The following is a 20186-nucleotide window of genomic DNA, read 5'->3' on the forward strand; positions in this document are numbered from 1 at the left end:
CTCGGCCCGGCGGGGTTTCATTACTCACCCTAGACCGGCTTCGATCTGCTGACTGGCATCGTTCAAGGGATCGGTATCACTGAGCCAGTGCGGCTGGTGTTGACGTCTGAACCAGGTGCGTTGGCGCTTGGCGAACTGTTGCGTGCGCTTGGTTGTTTGCGCGATGGCGTTGGTTCGATCGAGATGCCCTCCCAGCACCTGTAATGCTTCGCCGTAGCCAATGGTTTGCAGGAGTGGCAGGTCAGCTCCGTAGCGCTGCTTGAGTTGCTGGGTTTCTTCCATCAGCCCCTCGGCATAGAGCTGTTCCGTGCGTTGGCTGATCCGCTCGCGCAGGTTGGCTGGATTGAGGCCGAGTTCGAGCACGCGCCAGGGAGGCGGGCTGGCACTCGACTGGGAGCTCATCGGCCTGCCAGTGGCGTAGAGCACTTCCAGTGCGCGTTGGGTGCGGACTGCATCCGCCGCGGCGATCCGTTGCCCTGCTGCAGGGTCTGCATCCTTCAAGAGTTGATAACAGGCTTTTTGGCCTAGTTGTGCAAGTTGCTGACGCAGTGCCGGTTGAGGTGCGACCGAGGGTGGCTTCAGCCCAGCAGTGAGTGCCTTGAGATACAGCCCGCTTCCTCCCACTAGGAAAGCAGCACCTCGTTGTTCCAGGCTGTTGTTCACCGCTGCAAGGGCCTCGTCCTGAAATTCGCGCAGGGTGATCGGTTGATCAGGTCGGCGCAGGTCGAGGAGGTGATGGGTCACTCGTTGTCGCTGGTCGGCGGTGGGTTTGGCGGTGCCCACATTCATCTCCTTGTAAAGCTGCCGTGAATCGATGTTCAGAATCTCCAGTTCAAAACGTTCAGCGAGGTCGAGGGCTAGAGCCGTTTTGCCGCTGGCAGTGGGTCCCAGCAGCACCACCACCAGTGGTGTGAGCTGCGCTGATCCTGGCGCTGCTGGTGGGCTGGGGTCGGACATGGAGAGGAACGGGGGTGGACCCCCTGAAAAAATGATGCCTCAGAGGCCTCTGCAAGCGTCTCTGGCATGCCAGTGGTAGATTCAGCCTGACAGGAAGCCTGGCCGACCTAGATCGCATGAGCGAAGCCGCGAAAGTTCAGGCGGCCTATGGCGCCGAACAAATTCAGGTGCTGGAGGGTCTCGAGCCCGTCCGTAAGCGCCCCGGGATGTACATCGGCACGACCGGGCCGAGGGGATTGCATCACCTGGTTTATGAGGTGGTGGACAATTCGGTCGATGAGGCTCTAGCCGGCCACTGCACTGAGATTCAGGTGGTGCTGGGTGAGGACGGTTCCGCTTGCATCACCGATAACGGTCGTGGTATTCCCACCGACGTTCACCCCCGCACTGGCAAGAGTGCGCTGGAAACGGTGCTGACCGTGCTGCACGCCGGTGGCAAGTTTGGTGCCGGTGGATACAAGGTTTCCGGTGGTCTTCACGGTGTTGGCGTGTCGGTTGTCAACGCTCTGAGCGAATGGGTGGAAGTCACCGTTCGCCGTCAGAGCAAGGTGCACCGTCAACGCTTTGAGCGTGGAGCTCCGATTGGCAGTCTTGTGTCTGAAGATCAGCCTTCCTCTGAGGATGGTCTGACAGGCACCAGTGTGCGCTTCAAGCCCGATATTCAAATTTTCACGGTCGGCATCGAGTTTGATTACGCCACGCTGTCGGCGCGTCTGCGCGAACTCGCCTATCTCAATGGAGGAGTGCGGATTGTTTTCCGCGATGAGCGTGAAACTGCCCGTGATGCCGAAGGCAAGCCCTACGAAGAAATTTATTTCTATGAGGGCGGCATCAAGGAATATGTCGCCTATATGAATGCCGAAAAAGATGCATTGCATCCCGAAATTATTTATGTGAATGCCGAAAAAGATGGTGTGTCGATTGAAGCAGCGCTGCAGTGGTGCGTTGATGCTTATTCCGACAGTATTCTTGGATTTGCCAATAACATCCGCACGGTGGATGGCGGCACCCACATTGAAGGTCTGAAGACCGTTCTCACGCGAACCCTCAATACCTTTGCGCGCAAGCGAGGCAAGCGAAAAGAGGCCGACAGCAATCTTGCTGGAGAAAATATTCGTGAGGGGTTGACAGCAGTCTTGTCGGTCAAAGTGCCTGAGCCTGAATTCGAGGGTCAGACCAAAACAAAGCTGGGTAATACGGAAGTCCGTGGCATTGTCGATAATCTCGTCGGTGAGGCTCTCAGTCAGTACTTGGAATTCAATCCGGGAGTGATCGACATGATCCTCGAGAAGGCCATTCAGGCCTTTAATGCCGCAGAAGCTGCTCGCCGCGCTCGGGAGTTGGTCCGGCGTAAGAGTGTCCTGGAAAGTTCAACATTGCCTGGCAAGTTGGCGGATTGCAGTTCTCGCGATCCTGCTGAATCCGAGATCTACATTGTTGAGGGAGATTCTGCTGGCGGCTCCGCCAAGCAGGGCCGTGATCGTCGTTTCCAGGCAATCCTGCCGTTGAGAGGCAAGATCCTCAATATTGAAAAGACCGATGATGCCAAGATTTATAAAAATACTGAAATTCAGGCCCTGATTACTGCGCTGGGTTTGGGGATTAAAGGGGAAGATTTTGATGCCAAAAATCTACGTTATCACCGTGTTGTGATCATGACAGACGCTGACGTGGATGGCGCCCACATTCGTACTTTGATTTTGACATTTTTCTACCGATATCAGAAGGAGTTAGTTGAGGGTGGGTATATCTACATTGCCTGTCCTCCTTTGTATAAGGTTGAGCGTGGTAAGAAGCATTCTTACTGTTACAACGAGCAGCAGTTGCAAAAAACGTTGGATGGTTTTGGCGAAAAGGCCAACTACAACATCCAGCGATTTAAGGGCTTGGGTGAAATGATGCCCCAGCAGCTTTGGGAAACAACCATGGATCCCTCCACGCGCACGATGAAGCGTGTTGAAGTTCAAGATGCTTTGGAAGCAGATCGCATCTTCACAATTTTGATGGGAGATAAAGTGGCGCCTAGGCGTGAATTTATTGAAACCCATAGTGCTGAGCTCGATATGTCAGCACTCGACATTTGATGAACCACTCCGCAACTGTGATGCTGCGTTGGAGTTGGTTGCTTGGCGTGTCGTTGTTTGGTCCTGTGGCTTTGCCGGCTGGCGGGGCTGAGCGTCGCCTACCCCAGGTTCGCCGCCAGCAGGGCCGTGGCCCTCTCCTCAGTGGTAGCGACTGTGTGCTCCACTCCAGTCCGCTGGTCGCAGCTCCTGCTGTACGGCGACTGGAGATCGGAACACCGTTGCAGTTGTTGCGTCGCTGGCGTAGTGAGGACGGCCGTGACTGGATTCAGGTGAAGGTCACCTCTGGCCCTGCACTGACGGATTCCGTCGAGCGGCAACGGGGTTGGATTCATCACTGAGTTCAGTCTCTACCAGGCGTTGATGGTTGGCTTGGGTGCCATCCCTGGCGCCTGGTTGCGCTTAAGACTGGTCAACCACTTTGAACCGTTGGTTCCGCGCAAACACTGGGGAACCTTTGTGGTGAATCTTGTGGCTGCCTTTGCCTTGGGCTTAGTGCTCGGCCTCGAACGTGCCGGTCGTTGCGACCAATCCACACCTGCTTCTGCACTGATTTTGCTGATTGGCACAGGCTTTTTTGGCAGCCTGAGCACTTTTTCCACCTTTGCTGTGGAGGTGCTTGTCACGTTGCGTGATCGCCGCTGGGGCGAAGCCGTGTTGCTCACCGCCGGCTCGGTAATCGCTGGTCTTCTGGTTGCTGCTGCAGGTTTCAGTCTGGGACTCGTCAATGCCTGAACAGTTGCCTTCCTTCAGAACGGAGCTTCAGGAGCTGTTGTTGGTCGCTGTGGGGGCAGTCCCAGGGGCCTTGATGCGCTGGCAGTTCGGTGTGGTGCTGCATGACAGAGACGTGCTGGTCAACGTGCTCGGTTCTCTGATTTTGGGCTTGCTGCTGGGCTTGCCCTATTGGCCCCGGATTCAGTTGCTGGTGGGAATTGGGTTCTGTGGTTCGTTAACCACATTCAGCAGCTGGATGGTCAATAGCGTGGACCTGATTGTTTCAGGCCAACAGCTTGCAGCCATTGGCCTGATTGGCCTGACCCTGGGTCTGGGCCTTGGTGGCGCAGCCCTGGGTTTATGGATCGGCCGCAGCGTCGATGCGTTGGCGATCAAGCCTTCAGAGCCGCCTCGATAGCGTTGCTGAGCTCAGCATCTTCAGGAGCCACTCCGCTCTTGTAGCGATTGAGAACGGTGCCGTCCTTGCCTACGAGGAATTTTTCGAAATTCCAGGCCACATCTCCAGCAGGCTCTGTCTGATTGAGCGTGGTGTAGGGCTCGGTCGTGCTGCCTGTGGCATGCACCTTGTCGAACAGTTCGAAGCTGGCGCCGTAGGTGGTTGAACAGAAGCTCTTGATTTCATCAAGGCTGCCGGGCTCCTGGGCTCCGAAGTCGTTGCAAGGAAACCCCAGAACGCAAAGGCCCTGAGTGCCGTATTTGTCTTGCAGGGCCTGGAGGCCGGCGTATTGCTTGGTAAAGCCGCAGCGGCTGGCCACGTTCACGATTAACAGCACCTTGCCCGCATAGGCGCCTAGAGATTTTTCGCTGCCGTCGGGGGTGCGCACGGAAACGCTGCTGATGCTGGTAGCCATGGCTTTGGATAGCGGTTGGCGCAGACGATAACTGTCTTGCATCGGCATACACTTGAGTGCGCTGGACACGGGGCATGGATCAGGCACCGGGTTCTCGTGAAAGCCTCGCTTTGAGCGATGTCCCTTCCCATCAGATGGTCGTGGAAGTGGTCGCCCGCCAGCTTGAGTCCATGCTGAGTGTGGGTAATTACGACGGTGTCAAGCTTCTGCTTGCACCGGTGCAGCCCGTGGATGTGGCTGAGGCGATTGGCAGTTTGCCTCGCACGATGCAGGCCCTTGCGTTTCGTTTGCTCGGTAAAGACGAGGCGATTGAGGTTTATGAATACCTTGAGCCACCCATTCAGCAGAGCCTTCTGGAGCGCTTGCGTTCCGGCGAGGTGCTCGAGCTGGTTGAGGAGATGTCTCCGGATGATCGGGTGCGTCTATTTGATGAACTGCCGGCCAAGGTGGTGCGTCGTCTGTTGACGGAGCTCAGTCCAGTGGAGCGTCGTGTGACGGCTCAGCTGCTCGGCTACGCCAGTGAAACGGCTGGCCGTCTGATGACGACCGAATACATCGATTTAAAAGAGTTTCAAAGCGCGGCTCAGGCACTCACGATTGTGCGACGCCGCGCACGTGAGACAGAAACGATCTACAGCCTTTATGTCACCGATGGGCAGCGCCATCTCACTGGGATCTTGTCGCTGCGGGATCTCGTGACCGCAGACCCTGAGGACCGGGTTGGCGATGTCATGACCAGGGAGGTCGTGAGCGTTAACACCGATACGGATCAGGAGGAGGTGGCTCGGGCGATTCAGCGTTACGACTTTCTGGCTGTGCCGGTTGTGGACAGGGAGCGCCGCCTGGTGGGCATCGTCACTGTGGATGACGTGATTGACGTGATCGAGCAGGAGGCCACGCGCGATCTTTACGCCGCAGGTGCAGTGGAGGCCGGTGATGAGGACGATTACTTCCAGAGCAATCTGTTCACGGTCGCTCGACGCCGGGTGGTGTGGCTGTCGGTGTTGGTTGTGGCCAGCTTTGTCACCTCAGAGGTGATTGCCCTTAATGAAGAGGTGCTCAAAGAGGTGGTGCTTCTGGCTGCGTTCATTCCGCTGTTGGCAGGAACCGGCGGCAACGTGGGTGCCCAAAGTTCCACGGTCGTCATCCGTGGTTTAAGCACGCAAAGCATCACCTCCCTTGGCCAGTTCAGGGCTGTGGCCCGCGAAGCGACCGCTGGCCTATTGCTGGGCCTGTTGATGATGTTGCTGGTGGTTCCTTTTGCCTGGTGGCGTGGTCAAAGCCCGCTGGTTGGTCTGTCGGTGGGGACCAGTCTGTTGGCAATCACCACCTTGGCTGCAACGGCCGGCGCGGCGTTCCCCCTGTTGTTCAACCGGCTGGGCTGGGATCCGGCGCTGATGTCCACACCGTTCATCACCACCTGCACGGATGTGGTGGGCACTCTTATCTATCTAAAAACAGCGCAGTGGCTGTTGCTGAACATGCCGCAGCTGCTCTCAAACGCAGGTATTTCTACCCAATTACTCGCTGCCGTCCATTTCTGAGAGGACGTTTACGTTTCTTAGGAGTACGCTTTACACAACTCAATGAAGCGTCATGGCTCCTGCTATCGCCGCTGCGTCCGTAGCGACTCCTCTCAAGGCCGTTCCCTCAAAAGCCGCACCCACCAAGGGTTCTGCCGGTAAGACAGTTGCTGTTCGTTCAGCAGGTGCTGATGTCGATCTGGTGCGTTCCTACCTGCGTGACATCGGCCGTGTGCCGCTGTTGAGCCATCAGCAGGAGATCACGCTGGGTCGTCAGGTGCAAGAGCTGATGGATCTGGAGGCACAAGAAGCAGAGCTGAGCGATCAGCGTGGTGGTGAGATGGTGCCCCCTGCAGAGCTGGCCAAAGCAGCAGGACTGAGTGCAGCGCAACTGAAGCGCAAGCTGCAAGCTGGTCGCCGCGCGAAGGAGCGGATGGTGGCAGCGAATCTGCGCCTGGTGGTGAGTGTTGCCAAGAAGTACACCAAGCGGAATATGGAACTGCTGGATCTGATCCAGGAGGGAACGATCGGTCTGGTGCGTGGTGTGGAGAAATTCGACCCGACGCGGGGCTACAAGTTCAGCACCTATGCGTATTGGTGGATCCGTCAGGGGATCACGCGTGCGATTGCGGAGAAGAGCCGGACGATCCGGCTGCCGATCCACATCACGGAGATGCTGAACAAGCTGAAGAAAGGTCAGCGAGAACTGAGCCAAGAGCTGGGTCGGACGCCATCGGTGACGGAACTGGCGGGCTTTGTGGAGCTGCCGGAAGAGGAAGTGAAAGAACTGATGTGCCGTGCGCGTCAGCCAGTGAGTTTGGAGATGAAGGTGGGCGACGGAGATGACACAGAACTGCTGGATCTGCTGGCAGGAGATGGTGAACTGCCGAGCGAGCAGGTGGAAGGCGAGTGCTTGAAGGGAGATCTGCGTGATCTGTTGGGTCAGCTGCCTGAACTGCAGGAGCGTGTGCTGCGGATGCGGTATGGGATGGACGGGGAAGATCCGATGAGCCTTACGGGCATCGGTCGAGTGATCGGAATCAGTCGCGATCGGGTCCGTAATTTGGAGCGTGATGGTTTGGCTGGACTGCGTCGTCTCAGTGATCAGGTTGAGGCTTATGTCGCCTGCTGAATTCTCTCAGAAGAAAAAGATCTTCAATCTGTCTGAAAACAATAGTCGATTTATTTAAATAGTAAACTAATATTTTTCGAGTATATTGAGTAATTCGTTGTTAACCTTTTCTGGACTCTCATCATGGGGACAATGTCCTGCGTTCGTCAATATTTTTAATGACTGAATGCAGCTGAAGCGTTTTGCCCACTCTTGGGCTTCAGCAACAGGTTCCCAAGGGTCTTTCTGGCCCCAGATCAGATCCACAGGCTGTTGAAGGTGGTCCAGTAAATCTGGCGCGAGGTGATCGTTAAACAGATTGATGAAGCCGCGAAATGCTTCTGCTGCTCCAGGTCGTTGCGTTGGCTTGTAGAGAAGTTCCACCAGCTGATCATCAATGTTGTTGCCACTGGGGTAGGCCTGTTTCAGGACGCTTCTGATCACCCTTGGTCGTGCTGCATTGCGGAACAAGGCCGTACTCAGCCAGCGCTGGCTGACCAATGTCTTCAAGAGCGGGCGTATCCAGGCCATCCATGCCGGTTGGGTCGCCAGTTGCTTGTCGTCCATCAGCCGTTGAGCGCAGTCGATCAGCACCACTCCTTTGCAGCGGTCTTCAAGCAGCTGCGCTGCGCGTAACGCGACCACTCCGCCGATGGAGTTGCCGACTAGAAGCACCGGACCTTGCACTATTGCGTTGCAGAAGTCGGAAACCTGCTGGCCCCAGAGATCAAAGCTGTAGACCAGGGCCTGACTGCAATCTGACTGGTCAAATCCAGGTTGCTCCCCTGGCAGCAAAGCCTGAGGTTGGCTGCTGTCACCGAAGCCGATCAAGTCGAGGGCATAGGTGCGGGTGTACTTCCCCAGAACAGGCAGATTGTGCCGCCAGTGATTGCCGCTGGCCCCGAAGCCATGCACCAGGACGACAGCGGGAACAATGCTCTTTTGCTCATGGCCTGGAGTGTCTGCATGGCATTGCCAGGCGACCTCAAGGCTGCTGCCATCGGCTTGTTTCCAGGTCCAGATTGAGTCAGCTGGCACCAGCGATTGAGGCATCGTCATTGCCATCCTGCTGCTTTTGGTTGAACAACCGTGCCTCAAGGCCCTTGATCACCACATAAAAGGGCGGCACCACACCCAGAGACAGCACCGTGGCCACAACGAGGCCACCGAAAATCACGGTTCCCAGTGACTGCTGACTGTGGGCACCAGCCCCGTTGGCCACCACTAGTGGTAGAAAACCTGCGAGGGCCGCGATTGCTGTCATCAAGATCGGGCGAAGCCGCGACTCGGCTGATTCGATTACGGCTTGAGTCGCAGACATGCCCTGTTCCAGTCGTTGCTCAGCCACTTCAACGATCAGGATTCCGTTTTTGGCTGCGAGACCGATCAGGGTCACGAGACCGACCTGTGCGTAGATGTTGAGATCGATCGAACGCATTCCCAGAAACGCCAGTGCCCCCAGCATTGCCAGAGGAACCGTGGCAAGGATCACCACAGGTGTTACGTAGCTTTCGTACTGAGCAGAGAGCACCAGATAAACGATGAGTACGCCAAGACCAAACACCACCACGCTGGCACTGCCTGCGGAGAGCTGAAGGGCGGCAAGGCCTGTAAAGGCGGAGCCAATGTTGGTGAAATTTTGCTTCTTGAAGATCTCTTGAATGGCTGTGAGCGCCTGACCACTGCTCTTGCCAACGGCCTCGGCACCCTGAATCAGAATCGTGCGATACAGGTTGTAGTGGCTAATCACGGAAGGAGCACTGCTCAGATCAGCACTGGCGAACTGTGACACCTGCACCAAGCCACCATCTCGACTGCGCACGTAGATATCGAGGATGTCTTCAACGCTCTTGCGCTGATCAGCTTGCCCTTGCACGTAAATGTTGCGGACCTGACCGCTCTCGTAGGTGAGTCCTGAGTAGTTGCTACCTGCAATAACAGCGATCGTGTCCATCGCCTCCTGGTAGTCGACGTTCAGAGCACCCATCACGTCACGATCGATGGAAAGACCGATTGCAGGGGAGCTGGGATTGAACTGGGTGTACACCTTGGAGAAATCGCCGCTGGTGTTGGCTTTTGTGATCAGCTCGCCAGCCATCTCGGAGAGCTCGTTGAAGTTGTAGGCGCCATTGCTGAGGTCATTGAACTGGAAATAGAAGCCGCCTTGGGGTGAAAAGCCCGGCACAGCGGCTGGACCGATGGCAAACGCCAGCCCTCCACCCAATTCGATCAGTTGGGAATTCAGGCGATCGATGATGGCATCGGCACTGTGCTCACTTCCCTTGCGTTCCGATAGCGGTTTGAGTCCGAAGAAGAAAAGACCTTGGTCTGGACTGGAACCGTTGAAGCCCGAGCCGCTGATGATTGACGCGTTTTCGATGTCATCTTCCTTGCTGAGAACTTGAGCAATTTGCGTGCCGAGCTTTTTGGTCTCAACCAGGGAGGCACCGTTCTGAAGCTGGAAAACGCCGAGTCCGTAGCCTTGATCTTCTTCAGGAATGAAGGCACTGGGGATTGTGCCGAAGGCCAGCACGGTGATCAGGATGCCTGCTCCCAGCCCTCCCATCACGAGCTTTCTTGCTTTGATCAATCGCGCCAGCAAATTGGCGTATCCCTTTTGCAGTCGGTCAAATCCGGCGTTGAAGCTGCGGAAGATCCTGATGAGATTGGCTCCGGCAAAGCCGCCAATCAGCACGCCGGCGATGTAGGTCCAGTTGCCAAAAGAGTTGGCGCTGAACTTCCCGAAGGCGAGTCCAACAATCACTCCGGCGACGATCCATCCCCAGCCTTTGGGTTGCCTTGGTTGCTCCTTTGGAAGGATCAGCCCGGAAAGCATGGGTGAAAACGTCAGGGCGTTGAAGGCTGAGATGGCAATCGAGAAAGCGATCGTCAGCGCGAATTGTTTGTAGATGATGCCGATGCCGCCTGGATAAAAGGCCACTGGTACGAACACGGCCATCAGCACCAGAGCGGTTGCGACTAAGGCCCCGAACAGTTCTCCCATGCACTCGAGTGCTGCCTGACGGGGTTTCATGCCTTTCTCGATGTTGCTCGAGACGGCTTCAATCACAACAATGGCGTCGTCCACGACCAGGCCTGTTGCCAGCACCAGACCAAGCAGTGTGAGCTGGTTGATCGAAAAGCCGAAAACGTTCAGAAAGGCGAAGGTGCCCACCAGCGAGATCGGGATCGCCAGGCTTGGCACGATGGTTGCTCTCCAGTTCTGGAGGAACAGAAAAAGGATCACCAGCACCAGCACGATTGCCAGACCAAGTGCATCGATGACGCCATCGACTGAGGCTTCGATGAACTGACCGATGTTGTAGATCTGATTGACCTGAACGCCCGGCGGAACGTTTGCTGCGAACTGCTCCATCTGCTCCACCACCGCGTTGGAGACGTCCAGTGCATTGCTTGATGGCGTCTGGTAAACCGCCACTGTGAGGGCGGGGTTGCTTCTCTTATCGGTGGCCTGAACCGAGTAGGTGTTGGTGCCGTAGCGCACCTCTCCGACATCACGCAGCTTGAGGAGATTGCCGGTCTCGCTCCGGTTGATGATCAGATTTTCGAACTGCTCGATCGAGATCAGATTGCCGTTGTTTTCAACAAGAATCGGGTAGGTGAAGACCTGATCGCCTGAGGCTGGTGGTCCACCGACTAGGCCCCCAACAGCAATGCTGTTCTGGGATTTCACTGCTGAGATCACATTCTCGGACGTGAGACCATTCGCAGCCAACTTGTCGGGATCCACGAACAGCCAGAAGGCTGGATTGGCGCCGCCGTAGACGGTCACCGTTGCCACGCCTTCGACCCTCGATAGCGGGTAATACAGCTGCTCGTAGATCAGGCCATTGAGGTAACCGGCGTCGTATTGACCTTCACTCGAACCCACCTCGTAGGCCAGCAAGATCGAAGGGTTGCTCTGTTTCACCGAGACGCCCGTCTCTGAAACCTGTGATGGCAACTGGGTCATCGCCAGGGAGACCCTGTTCTGCACATTGACCTGGTCGATGTCGATGTCGGTCGTTTCATCGAAATAGACACTGATCGCGCTGTTCCCCTCCATGTCGCTGTTGGAGGAGATGTAACTGATCCCGGGGACGCCGTTGATTTGCTGTTCCAGTGGATTGGTCACCGCTTGCTCGGTCACCTCCGCATTGGCACCGCCATACACGGCTGAAACGAGAATCAGTGGATTGGCAATGTTCGGCAGGTTGGCGATCGGCAGATTTGGAATGCTGATCAGACCCACCAGCACGATTAAGATGCTGCAGACGGTTGTCAGCACCGGCCGTTTGATGAACTTGTCGGAAAAGGACATCGCTGATTCAGTCCTTGGATGTTGTGGCAGAGGATGTTGTGGCAGAACTGGCTGGCGCCACTTTCACCGGCATGCCGCTGCGCAGGCGGCTGGTATTGCTGATCGCCACGACGTCTGCCTGATTCAGCCCTGATTTGACGGGATAAAAATTGTTTTGCAATGGACCCAGCTGCACGGGTGTCTGGATCACGATTGGTGTGCTGGAAGGAAGTTTTTCGAGTTTTTTCTTCGTTGCCGCAGGCACAGTTGCGGAGGCCTTGATCTTCGGCAGAGCTCTGCTCAAAGGAATCAATTTGTAGACAAAAGGCTGTTCCGCTTGCATCATCACCGCCTGAACAGGCACCGCTAGCGACTGTTTGCGTCCGGTGATGATGGCGCTTTTGACGTACTGACCAGTCTTCAGCTTTCCAGTCAAATTGGGGAACTCTGCCTTCACCATCAAGGTGTTGGGGGCAGTGGAGTTGCCGCTCATTCCGAAATAGGGGGAAATGAACACCACCGACCCCTCTCCCTGCACCGGAGGATTTCCCTGCGAGACCACCTTCACGGCCTGGCCGATTGCCACATCTCCCGCCTGTGTTGCAGGAATCTGCATCAAGGTCCATAGGTTGGAGTTGTTCACGATGCCCGTGATCGCTTGACCGGTCTTGACGTAATCCCCCAACTTCACCTTGTCGAGGTCGCCGATGACGCCGTCGATGGGCGAGCGAACGAATTTGTACCCGAGGTTGGCTGCTGCGGTGCGCGCCTGATCACGGGAGGCAATGGCCTGGGTGGCATATCGATCACGCTGTTTGGCTGAGGCCGCCCCGTTCTGATAAAGGAATTCGTATCGCTCAGCGTTGAGCTTGTCGGTGACTGCCTGTGCTTTTGCGGCATCGAGAGCAGCGCTTTCTTGAACGTTGTCCAAGACAAGAATTGGCTGACCGGCTTTGACCTTCTGACCGTCTTTGGCCAGCACCTGGACCACACGACCATCGACCTCTGGCATCAAGGCCACATTGGTGGTGGACTCCAAAACACTGATGGCCTGGATGTTGGGTTCAAAGGTGTTTTCGGCGATCGTTGCCGTCTGCACGGTCATCATCTGCGCTGCCTGTTTGCTCGTACCACAGCCGGCCAGCAGTGCAGCGGCGGCAAGAGAGCACAACACGGTTCGCCGCACAGAAACTCAATCAGATAGGGCGGACGTTACCGGTTTTTTTCAGACCGCACCGCATCAGAGAGCATGCGTGAACATTTCTGTTGGGCGGTGATCGGGGACGCAGAAATTGATGATTCTGCTGTTCCGATTTGGATGGATCAGCAGCCCTGAACAACGATTGTTTGCGGATTGATCGGAGGGTTTCGCACAGTTTTTCCACAGGGCTATTTGGATAGACCTCAGCTGCGGGAGTGGCTTTTGGTTGCGGCAGGGGAAAGCCCTTAGCCCTTTAATGGAAGCTGCATCAGTTGTTCTTGCCTGTGAGAGGTTGCTTTTGTAAGCAGGCAAAAGCCTCTTCGCCACTTGTTTCTTGCGGTCAGTGTTTTTGCTTGCCAAGAATTCGCTCTTTTGACAGCCCGTTGATTGGCATAGCCTGATGGGTGGGTTGACAGTCAACGGCCTGAGTTGCACGAGACCCCGGATGCGATCCCCGCCCAAGTCAGTGTGGAAAATCAGTTAGAAGAAGATTTTGTCGCGCCTGGAGATTTTTATTGAAAAGGATCCCCAGTGGGATCACGATCGTTTGATGCAGGCAGACATTGCAGGATTCGTGTTTCAGCACGGTTTAAAAGACCTCTTGCTGGTGCGTCGTCATCATTTCGGCGGTTTGTTTTGTTGGGAGGAGTCCTGCACGCTGTGAAGGATCGATCCACAGCACTGTTTGAGCGGTGCAGCGAACCTTTGTTGTCTCCGACAAGTTCTGAATGTGCTGCGCGGTCTTTGTTGAGCTGGTGGCAGCAGCATGGACGATGCGATCCAAAGCAGAAGCCCTGGATGTTCAGGGCAGATGGTCGCTGGCCTGCGGCTGAGCAAGGTCTTGATCCTTACCCGATCTGGATTGCTGAGGTGATGCTGCAGCAAACGCAGTTGCAGGTTGTCCTCCCTTATTGGCAGCGATGGATGCAGGCTTTCCCCAAACTTGAGGTGCTTGCTGCGGCGTCGGAGCAGCAGGTCTTGTTGCTTTGGCAGGGTCTTGGTTACTACTCACGTGCCCGTCGTTTGCACGCAACATCTCGGTTGCTGCTCACTGAATTGCAGCGACATCAACGGGATGGAAACGATCCGATGCCTTTCAGTGATTGGCCTTTCGACCCGGAGATCTGGCTGGCATTGCCCGGTATCGGCCGCAGCACAGCGGGTGGCATCTTGTCGTCGGCCTTTAATAGCCCTCGGGCGATCCTCGACGGCAATGTGCGTCGGGTGCTGGCCAGGTTGCATGCCCATCCAGTGCCTCCAATCCGAGCGCAGGCTCAGTTTTGGGCCTGGAGCGAAGAGTTGATTGATGCCGTTCCAGGCTTCAGCCGTGATCTCAATCAGGCCCTAATGGATCTTGGTGCCACGGTCTGTACCCCACGTCGTCCTTCCTGTGAGCTTTGTCCCTGGGATGCGCACTGTGCTGCTTACGCTGCCGGTTCTCCTCAGCAGTACCCCGTGAAAGAGGCACCACGTGACATCCCCTTTCAAGTGATTGGTGTGGGTGTGGTCCTCAACGACGCAGCTGAGGTTCTGATCGATCAGCGCCTGAATGAGGGCCTGCTGGGCGGTCTATGGGAATTTCCAGGGGGCAAGCAGGAGCCTGATGAAGTCATCACAGAAACCATCCGACGTGAGTTGCGGGAAGAGCTGGCCATTGAAGTCAGCGTTGACAACAAGCTGATCACGGTGGATCACGCCTACAGCCACAAAAAGCTTCGCTTTGAGGTTTATCTCTGTCGTTGGCTTTCTGGAGATCCCCAACCTCTAGCCAGTCAGCAGGTGCGCTGGGTGAAACCGTCCAACCTCGCTGATTACCCCTTCCCTGCCGCGAATGGGCGCATCATCGCGGCCCTGCTTGAGCGGCTTGGTTGAAGGTTGTTCATTGCACGTCCATCCAGGTGATGGATCACTGAACGTGCCTTGAAGCTGAATAGCGATTGCGCTGCCTGACGTCTGCGGAATTTCTGGCCACGCTGCTGATAGCCGCCGCAGCTCTGATGTCTGATTCCGCTCCGCAGGTGCTGTGTCTTGGTGAAGCCCTCGTTGATCGGCTCGGACCACTGGGGTGTGACCCTGCCTTGGCTGCTCCAGTGGATTGTGATGACCGTCTTGGTGGCGCTCCTGCCAATGTGGCTTGCGCGTTGGCCCGGCTTGGAACATCGGTCGCCTTCATCGGTCGACTAGGTGCCGATGTCATCGGTAAAAACTTTCAGGAGATGTTGGGCAATCGCGGTGTTGATTTGCGTGGTCTCCAGATTGATCCGCAACGCCCCAGCCGCGTGGTGCTTGTGCGCCGTGATTCCACTGGAGAGCGTGTCTTTCAGGGATTTGCGGGCGACCGTGGCGAGGGCTTTGCCGATCAGGCTTTGAATCAGAGCAGTCTTGATCCGATCTGGTGTGCTTTGGCAGCGGAAGCTCGCTGGCTGTTGATCGGCACCATTCCTCTGGCGACAGAGGACTCTGCGGCAACCTTGCGCTCTGCGGTCAGTCAGGCAGAGCGGAATGGAGTGCAGATTGCCCTCGATGTGAACTGGCGGCCCACATTCTGGGATCCCTCAGCGGACCCGGTGGCAGGTCCTTCCCCGCATGCGCTGGCTCTGATGCAACCCTTTCTTGAGAAAGCTGGATTGATCAAACTGGCGAGGGAAGAAGCGGAGTGGCTGTTTTGCAGCAGTGATCCCGCAGAGATCAGCGCTTCGTTGCCTCAGCAGCCGGATGTGCTGGTGACTGACGGCGGTCATCCGGTGCGGTGGTTCATGGCCGGCCACAAGGGTTCGATGACGGTTCTGGCACCGGCTCAGATTGTTGATACCACAGGTGCTGGAGACGCTTTCACGGCAGGACTGCTGCATCAACTGGTGACACTGACCCCGTCAACTGGCCAGCCACTTCAGCTCAGTGCAGCTGTGGTGGAACAGGTTGTGCGCTATGCGGCAGCCTGCGGAGCGCTGGTTTGTTCCGGTGCCGGGGCGATCGATCCGCAACCTTTGCCCAGCATGGTTGTGGAGTTTCTCGATCAACTCGACTCCTGATGGGTCTGTGTTCTGATCTGATCGCTTTTGTTCAGTGTTGCCAGCCTGCCTCCCTCGCTCCGGTGAGTCAGCTTCACTCGCCAGGCTTCCGGCAGTGCAAGGCTGAGTCGTTCCGACCATTCCACAACCAGGATGGCTCCCATCCCCATCGCTTCTTCCTCTTCCTGAAGGAATAGGTCATCCGCCGCTGTTGGTAACTCCAGCCTGTAGAGATCCAAGTGAACCAGTGGTGGTTGCCCCTGGGGGTAGTGCTGAGCAAGGGCAAAGGTTGGGCTGGTGATCGGTTCGTCGATGCCTATCGCAGAGGCAATACCTTGCACCAGTGAGGTTTTGCCTGCACCCAGAGTGCCCTCAAGCAGCAGCAGCGATGGACGTTCAGGCTGTTGCACCAGATACCTGCCCAGGGCTCGTGTGGCCTCCAGGTCCTTCAAGATCCAGCTCCAATCGGTAGATTGCTCGTTCAGCGAGCCCGAAGCCTCGGCGTCTCCGCAGATATTCAACTCCACACTCTTTTAGGGAGCACACAAACCATGGTGGCAGCGCCCACGTCCGCGGCTGAGCTGAAGCTTGGCGTCGATTGCGTCATTGCTGATATCAACCAGGCTGATTTCGGCCGCAAGGAACTCGATATCGCCGAGACCGAGATGCCTGGCCTGATGGCATTGCGCAAAAAATATGGCAGCGAAAAGCCCCTGAAGGGCGCCCGCATCGCCGGGTCTTTGCACATGACGATCCAGACCGCGGTTCTGATTGAAACGCTGGTTGAGCTTGGCGCCGACGTGCGTTGGGCTTCCTGCAATATTTTCTCGACGCAGGACCACGCAGCAGCTGCGATTGCAGCCAAGGGAATCCCCGTGTTCGCGGTGAAGGGCGAAACCCTGGAGGAATACTGGGAATACACCCACCGCATCCTCGAGTGGGGTGATGGTGGTTCACCCAACATGATTCTCGATGACGGTGGCGACGCCACCGGTCTGGTGATGTTGGGCAGCAAGGCAGAGCAGGACATCACTGTTCTCGACAACCCTTCGAATGAGGAAGAGACCTACCTCTTCGCGTCCATCAAGAAGAAGCTTGCTCAGGATTCCAGTTTCTACAGCCGCACCAAAGCGCAGATTCAGGGTGTCACTGAGGAAACCACCACGGGTGTGGCTCGTCTCTACAAGATGCAGAAGAGTGGCGAGTTGCCATTCCCTGCCATCAACGTCAACGACTCGGTCACCAAGAGCAAATTCGACAACCTCTACGGTTGCCGCGAATCACTGGTTGACAGCATTAAGCGTGCCACCGACGTGATGGTTGCTGGCAAGCAGGCGTTGGTGATCGGCTATGGCGATGTGGGCAAGGGTTCCGCTCAGTCCTTGCGTGGACTGGGAGCAACTGTGTGCATTGCTGAGGTGGATCCCATCTGTGCCTTGCAGGCAGCCATGGAGGGCTATCGCGTCGTCCGTCTGGAGGATGTTGTCGAAGACATGGACATCTTCGTCACTGCCACCGGCAACTATCAGGTGATCCGCAATGAGCACTTGGTGAAGATGAAGGATGAGGCGATCGTCTGCAACATCGGTCATTTCGATAATGAAATTGATGTTGCTTCACTCAAGAATTATGAGTGGGAAAACATCAAGCCTCAGGTTGATCACATCACCCTGCCCAGTGGTAACAAGATCATCTTGCTGGCTGAGGGGCGTCTGGTGAATCTGGGCTGCGCCACAGGTCACCCCAGCTTCGTGATGAGTAACTCTTTCACTAACCAGGTGCTGGCGCAGATTGAGATCTTCACCAAGGGTAAAGAGTACGGAAAGGAGGTCTACGTTCTGCCGAAACATCTCGACGAGATGGTGGCTCGCTTGCACCTTGGTCGTATCGGTGCCCAGCTCACCGAGCTCAGCAAGGATCAGGCCGATTACATCAATGTGCCGGTTCAAGGTCCCTACAAGCCTGATCATTACCGCTACTGATTATTAGCCGAACAAGCTTTCTCGCTTGTTTTTTCAGCCAGGTCACTGTTGTGATCTGGCTTTTTTATTGGATGAAGACATCAATTGAAGCTCTGATGGTCTCAGTCTGAGCTTTCAGGGTTGCTTCATGGAAGACTTGCCACGACTTCAGCATGCTCCATGGGGCTCACCGAATTTGTAACCCAACTGCCCGATTGGATTGGCCAAGCCGTAGAAGCCAATCCCTGGGCGGGATATGCCGCAATCTTTGCGGCCATGTTCCTGGAGAATCTGTTCCCTCCCATTCCCTCTGAGTTGATCATGCCTCTCGGAGGCTTTTATGTGCAGCAGGGCCAGCTTCAGCTGATTCCCGTGGTGATTGCGGGCCTGTTGGGAACCGTCCTCGGCGCTTTGCCCTGGTATGGGATTGGCCGCTTGATCAATGAAGAACGCATTGAGCAGTGGCTCAGTCGACATGGTCGCTGGATCGGTATTAGCCCTGAGGAGTTGTCTCGCAGCCGACGTTGGTTCAGCCGTTATGGAACTGCCCTGGTGTTTTGGGGGCGACTGGTGCCAGGCATTCGCACACTGATTTCAGTGCCTGCTGGCATTGAGTTAATGCCGATCACGCCATTTTTGCTCTGGACCACGGCAGGCAGTCTGATCTGGACCCTGTTGCTGACTGTCGCCGGCATGGTGCTTGGCGAGGGCTATAGCAACGTGGAGGTCTGGATCGATCCGGTCAGCAAGGTCATCAAGGTGATGTTGGTGGTCGCCGTTCTCGCTGGGGGGATCTGGTTGGGTCTTCGGATTTGGAGGCGACGTCAGTCCGCCGATTGATGGCGGACTGAGCGATCAGGCCACCATCAGAAGGGCACTTCTTCGTCGCTGGGGCTTCCGCCTCCGAAATTGCCGCCTGCTTCCTGGTTGTCTCGCTTCGAGCCCAGAAGTTCCAGTCGATCAACCCGAACCACGGGTTTGCAGCGCTCTTCGCCACTGTTGCGGTCGTTCCAGCGGTCCAGCTTGAAGCTACCGATGATGCCGAGCAGGGAACCCTTCTTCACGTAGTCCGCTGCCACCTGAGCCTGTTTTCCCCAGATTTCCAGATTGAACCAGTCGGGCTCGTCGTCGCGGCTGCGGCGGTTCACGGCGATGGTGAGGTTCGCCACCATGCTTCCTGATTCGAAATACCTGACTTCTGGATCACGGCCGGCACGGCCGACCAAAGTCACGGAGTTGACACCCATTGAATCTCTCCTGTTTGTGGGTCAATGATGCGCCACGGTTGTCAAAACTGACGGTTGTCGTGGCTGCCTTCTAGAAGTTCCACCTTCAAACGAATCTGTAACAGATGGGGCCTGAGACTGCCCCTATGATTCGCCGAAATGTGTTCTCGCCAGTGCTGTTCCGCCGTTTCCAGCTGTCCCGCGATATCGGCATCGACCTGGGTACCGCTAACACCCTGATTTACGTCTCTGGCAAGGGAATCGTGTTGCAGGAACCCTCCGTGGTGGCCCTGGATCTCGAACGTGGCGTGACCATGGCCGTTGGTGACGAGGCCAAGCTGATGTTGGGCCGCACGCCTGGAAATATTCGTGCTGTTCGCCCCCTTCGCGATGGTGTGATCGCCGATTTCGACGCGGCTGAGCAGATGCTGAAAACCTTCATTCAGAAAGGCAATGAAGGCCGCGGCATCGTGGCTCCTCGTCTGGTTGTGGGGATCCCCAGTGGGGTCACCGGCGTGGAGCGACGTGCTGTTCGTGAGGCCGGTCTTGCCGGAGCACGGGAAGTTCATCTCATTGATGAACCTGTCGCTGCTGCAATCGGCGCTGGTCTGCCGGTCACGGAACCTGTTGGCACGATGATTGTCGACATTGGCGGCGGCACCACCGAGGTGGCGGTGCTCAGCCTTGGTGGCACCGTGCTCAGTGAATCGGTGCGCGTTGCTGGAGATGAGATCAGTGACTCCATCGGGGTCTACCTGAAGAAAGTGCACAACCTCGTTGTGGGTGAGCGCACTGCAGAAGAGATCAAGATCCGCATCGGTTCGGCGTTCCCTGATAACGAGTTCGATCAGACGGTGATGGATGTTCGCGGCTTACACCTGTTGTCTGGACTGCCGCGAACCATTCAGTTGCAGGCAGGGGATCTGCGTGAGGCCATCGCTGAGCCTTTGAACGTGATTGTGGAGGCTGTGAAGCGCACCCTCGAGCGCACTCCGCCCGAGCTTGCCGCCGACATCGTCGATCGTGGAATCATGTTGGCCGGTGGCGGAGCGTTGGTCCGCGGCATCAGTGATCTGATCAGCCATGAAACGGGGATTTTCACCCACATCGCCGAGGAGCCACTCCTTTGCGTGGTTAAGGGTTGTGGTCAGGTCCTTGAGGACTACAAGCGTCTGCAGAGGGTGCTCGACACACCTGAATTTGTTCGCTCTGCTTCCGCTCTCTAATCG

The 20186-nt window shown here is 56.4% G+C and carries 19 protein-coding genes; 12 read left to right on the forward strand and 7 right to left on the reverse strand.

The window, feature by feature from the left end:
- Positions 1-24: 24 nt before the first annotated feature.
- Complete coding sequence (gene miaA / locus SynMITS9220_RS00425; protein ID WP_186989953.1) at positions 25-957, reverse strand: tRNA (adenosine(37)-N6)-dimethylallyltransferase MiaA; 933 nt, start codon at positions 955-957, stop codon at positions 25-27.
- Between the two features lie 116 nt (positions 958-1073).
- Here miaA and gyrB point away from each other — a divergent pair, with 116 nt between their 5' ends.
- From gyrB to SynMITS9220_RS00445, 4 genes are read left to right on the forward strand one after another with little or no spacing between them, the layout of a single operon-like run.
- Complete coding sequence (gyrB, locus tag SynMITS9220_RS00430; protein ID WP_186989955.1) at positions 1074-3041, forward strand: DNA topoisomerase (ATP-hydrolyzing) subunit B; 1968 nt, start codon at positions 1074-1076, stop codon at positions 3039-3041.
- Positions 3041-3379 (forward strand): SH3 domain-containing protein, encoded by a 339-nt coding sequence (locus SynMITS9220_RS00435; RefSeq protein WP_186989957.1) that lies wholly within the window; start codon positions 3041-3043, stop codon positions 3377-3379. Before gyrB ends, SynMITS9220_RS00435 begins: the two co-directional genes overlap by 1 nt.
- Positions 3380-3401: 22 nt before the next feature.
- Positions 3402-3773, forward strand: coding sequence for a CrcB family protein (locus SynMITS9220_RS00440; protein ID WP_186989959.1), 372 nt, complete (start codon positions 3402-3404; stop codon positions 3771-3773).
- Positions 3766-4170, forward strand: coding sequence for a CrcB family protein (locus tag SynMITS9220_RS00445; RefSeq protein ID WP_186989961.1), 405 nt, complete (start codon positions 3766-3768; stop codon positions 4168-4170). The genes SynMITS9220_RS00440 and SynMITS9220_RS00445 overlap by 8 nt, the downstream gene beginning before the upstream one ends.
- On the opposite strand, the gene SynMITS9220_RS00450 is transcribed toward SynMITS9220_RS00445, so the two are convergent.
- Positions 4145-4624 carry a glutathione peroxidase gene (locus SynMITS9220_RS00450; protein ID WP_186991674.1) on the reverse strand — a complete coding sequence of 160 codons (480 nt, stop codon included), beginning with the start codon at positions 4622-4624 and terminating at the stop codon, positions 4145-4147. The genes SynMITS9220_RS00445 and SynMITS9220_RS00450 overlap by 26 nt on opposite strands.
- A 74-nt stretch (positions 4625-4698) precedes the next feature.
- Here SynMITS9220_RS00450 and mgtE point away from each other — a divergent pair, with 74 nt between their 5' ends.
- Entirely contained in the window at positions 4699-6168 is a 1470-nt protein-coding gene (mgtE, locus tag SynMITS9220_RS00455; RefSeq protein ID WP_186989963.1) for a magnesium transporter, read from the forward strand.
- 52 nt (positions 6169-6220) lie between these two features.
- Positions 6221-7279 (forward strand): RpoD/SigA family RNA polymerase sigma factor, encoded by a 1059-nt coding sequence (locus tag SynMITS9220_RS00460; protein WP_255483152.1) that lies wholly within the window; start codon positions 6221-6223, stop codon positions 7277-7279.
- A 66-nt stretch (positions 7280-7345) separates the two neighbouring features.
- On the opposite strand, the gene SynMITS9220_RS00465 is transcribed toward SynMITS9220_RS00460, so the two are convergent.
- Genes SynMITS9220_RS00465 through SynMITS9220_RS00475 form a run of 3 tightly spaced genes read right to left on the reverse strand, consistent with a single transcriptional unit; the run spans position 7346 to position 12732 of the window.
- Entirely contained in the window at positions 7346-8311 is a 966-nt protein-coding gene (locus tag SynMITS9220_RS00465) for an alpha/beta fold hydrolase (RefSeq protein ID WP_186989965.1), read from the reverse strand.
- Positions 8286-11579: an efflux RND transporter permease subunit gene (locus tag SynMITS9220_RS00470; RefSeq protein ID WP_186989967.1), complete on the reverse strand. Its 3294-nt coding sequence runs from the start codon at positions 11577-11579 to the stop codon at positions 8286-8288. Before SynMITS9220_RS00470 ends, SynMITS9220_RS00465 begins: the two co-directional genes overlap by 26 nt.
- 7 nt (positions 11580-11586) lie before the next feature.
- Positions 11587-12732 (reverse strand): efflux RND transporter periplasmic adaptor subunit, encoded by a 1146-nt coding sequence (locus SynMITS9220_RS00475; RefSeq protein ID WP_255483153.1) that lies wholly within the window; start codon positions 12730-12732, stop codon positions 11587-11589.
- A gap of 520 nt (positions 12733-13252) precedes the next feature.
- Here SynMITS9220_RS00475 and SynMITS9220_RS00480 point away from each other — a divergent pair.
- The 3 genes from SynMITS9220_RS00480 (at position 13253) to SynMITS9220_RS00490 (ending at position 15791) form a co-directional block, all read left to right on the forward strand.
- The gene (locus SynMITS9220_RS00480) at positions 13253-13423 is read left to right on the forward strand and encodes a DUF2811 domain-containing protein (protein ID WP_255483154.1); all 171 of its coding nucleotides are present in this window, start codon (positions 13253-13255) and stop codon (positions 13421-13423) included.
- Positions 13424-13557: 134 nt separating this feature from the next.
- Complete coding sequence (gene mutT / locus SynMITS9220_RS00485; RefSeq protein ID WP_186989969.1) at positions 13558-14631, forward strand: 8-oxo-dGTP diphosphatase MutT; 1074 nt, start codon at positions 13558-13560, stop codon at positions 14629-14631.
- Positions 14632-14756: 125 nt separating this feature from the next.
- On the forward strand, positions 14757-15791 hold the full coding sequence (locus SynMITS9220_RS00490; protein ID WP_186989971.1) for a carbohydrate kinase: 1035 nt from the start codon (positions 14757-14759) through the stop codon (positions 15789-15791).
- On the opposite strand, the gene tsaE is transcribed toward SynMITS9220_RS00490, so the two are convergent.
- Positions 15776-16222: a tRNA (adenosine(37)-N6)-threonylcarbamoyltransferase complex ATPase subunit type 1 TsaE gene (gene tsaE, locus SynMITS9220_RS00495; RefSeq protein WP_255483155.1), complete on the reverse strand. Its 447-nt coding sequence runs from the start codon at positions 16220-16222 to the stop codon at positions 15776-15778. The genes SynMITS9220_RS00490 and tsaE overlap by 16 nt on opposite strands.
- A 99-nt stretch (positions 16223-16321) precedes the next feature.
- Here tsaE and ahcY point away from each other — a divergent pair, with 99 nt between their 5' ends.
- Together ahcY and SynMITS9220_RS00505 are read left to right on the forward strand one after the other, a co-directional pair.
- Positions 16322-17752, forward strand: a complete 1431-nt coding sequence (gene ahcY, locus SynMITS9220_RS00500) for an adenosylhomocysteinase (RefSeq protein WP_186989975.1) — start codon at positions 16322-16324, stop codon at positions 17750-17752.
- 159 nt (positions 17753-17911) lie between these two features.
- Positions 17912-18571 carry a DedA family protein gene (locus tag SynMITS9220_RS00505; RefSeq protein ID WP_186989977.1) on the forward strand — a complete coding sequence of 220 codons (660 nt, stop codon included), beginning with the start codon at positions 17912-17914 and terminating at the stop codon, positions 18569-18571.
- A gap of 26 nt (positions 18572-18597) precedes the next feature.
- Here SynMITS9220_RS00505 and SynMITS9220_RS00510 read toward each other — a convergent pair whose 3' ends face one another.
- Positions 18598-18978, reverse strand: a complete 381-nt coding sequence (locus SynMITS9220_RS00510; RefSeq protein WP_067093324.1) for a single-stranded DNA-binding protein — start codon at positions 18976-18978, stop codon at positions 18598-18600.
- A gap of 152 nt (positions 18979-19130) precedes the next feature.
- Here SynMITS9220_RS00510 and SynMITS9220_RS00515 point away from each other — a divergent pair, with 152 nt between their 5' ends.
- Entirely contained in the window at positions 19131-20183 is a 1053-nt protein-coding gene (locus SynMITS9220_RS00515; protein WP_067093367.1) for a rod shape-determining protein, read from the forward strand.
- Positions 20184-20186: the final 3 nt, after the last annotated feature.

Source organism: Synechococcus sp. MIT S9220, from assembly GCF_014304815.1.
Taxonomy (GTDB): domain Bacteria; phylum Cyanobacteriota; class Cyanobacteriia; order PCC-6307; family Cyanobiaceae; genus Synechococcus_C.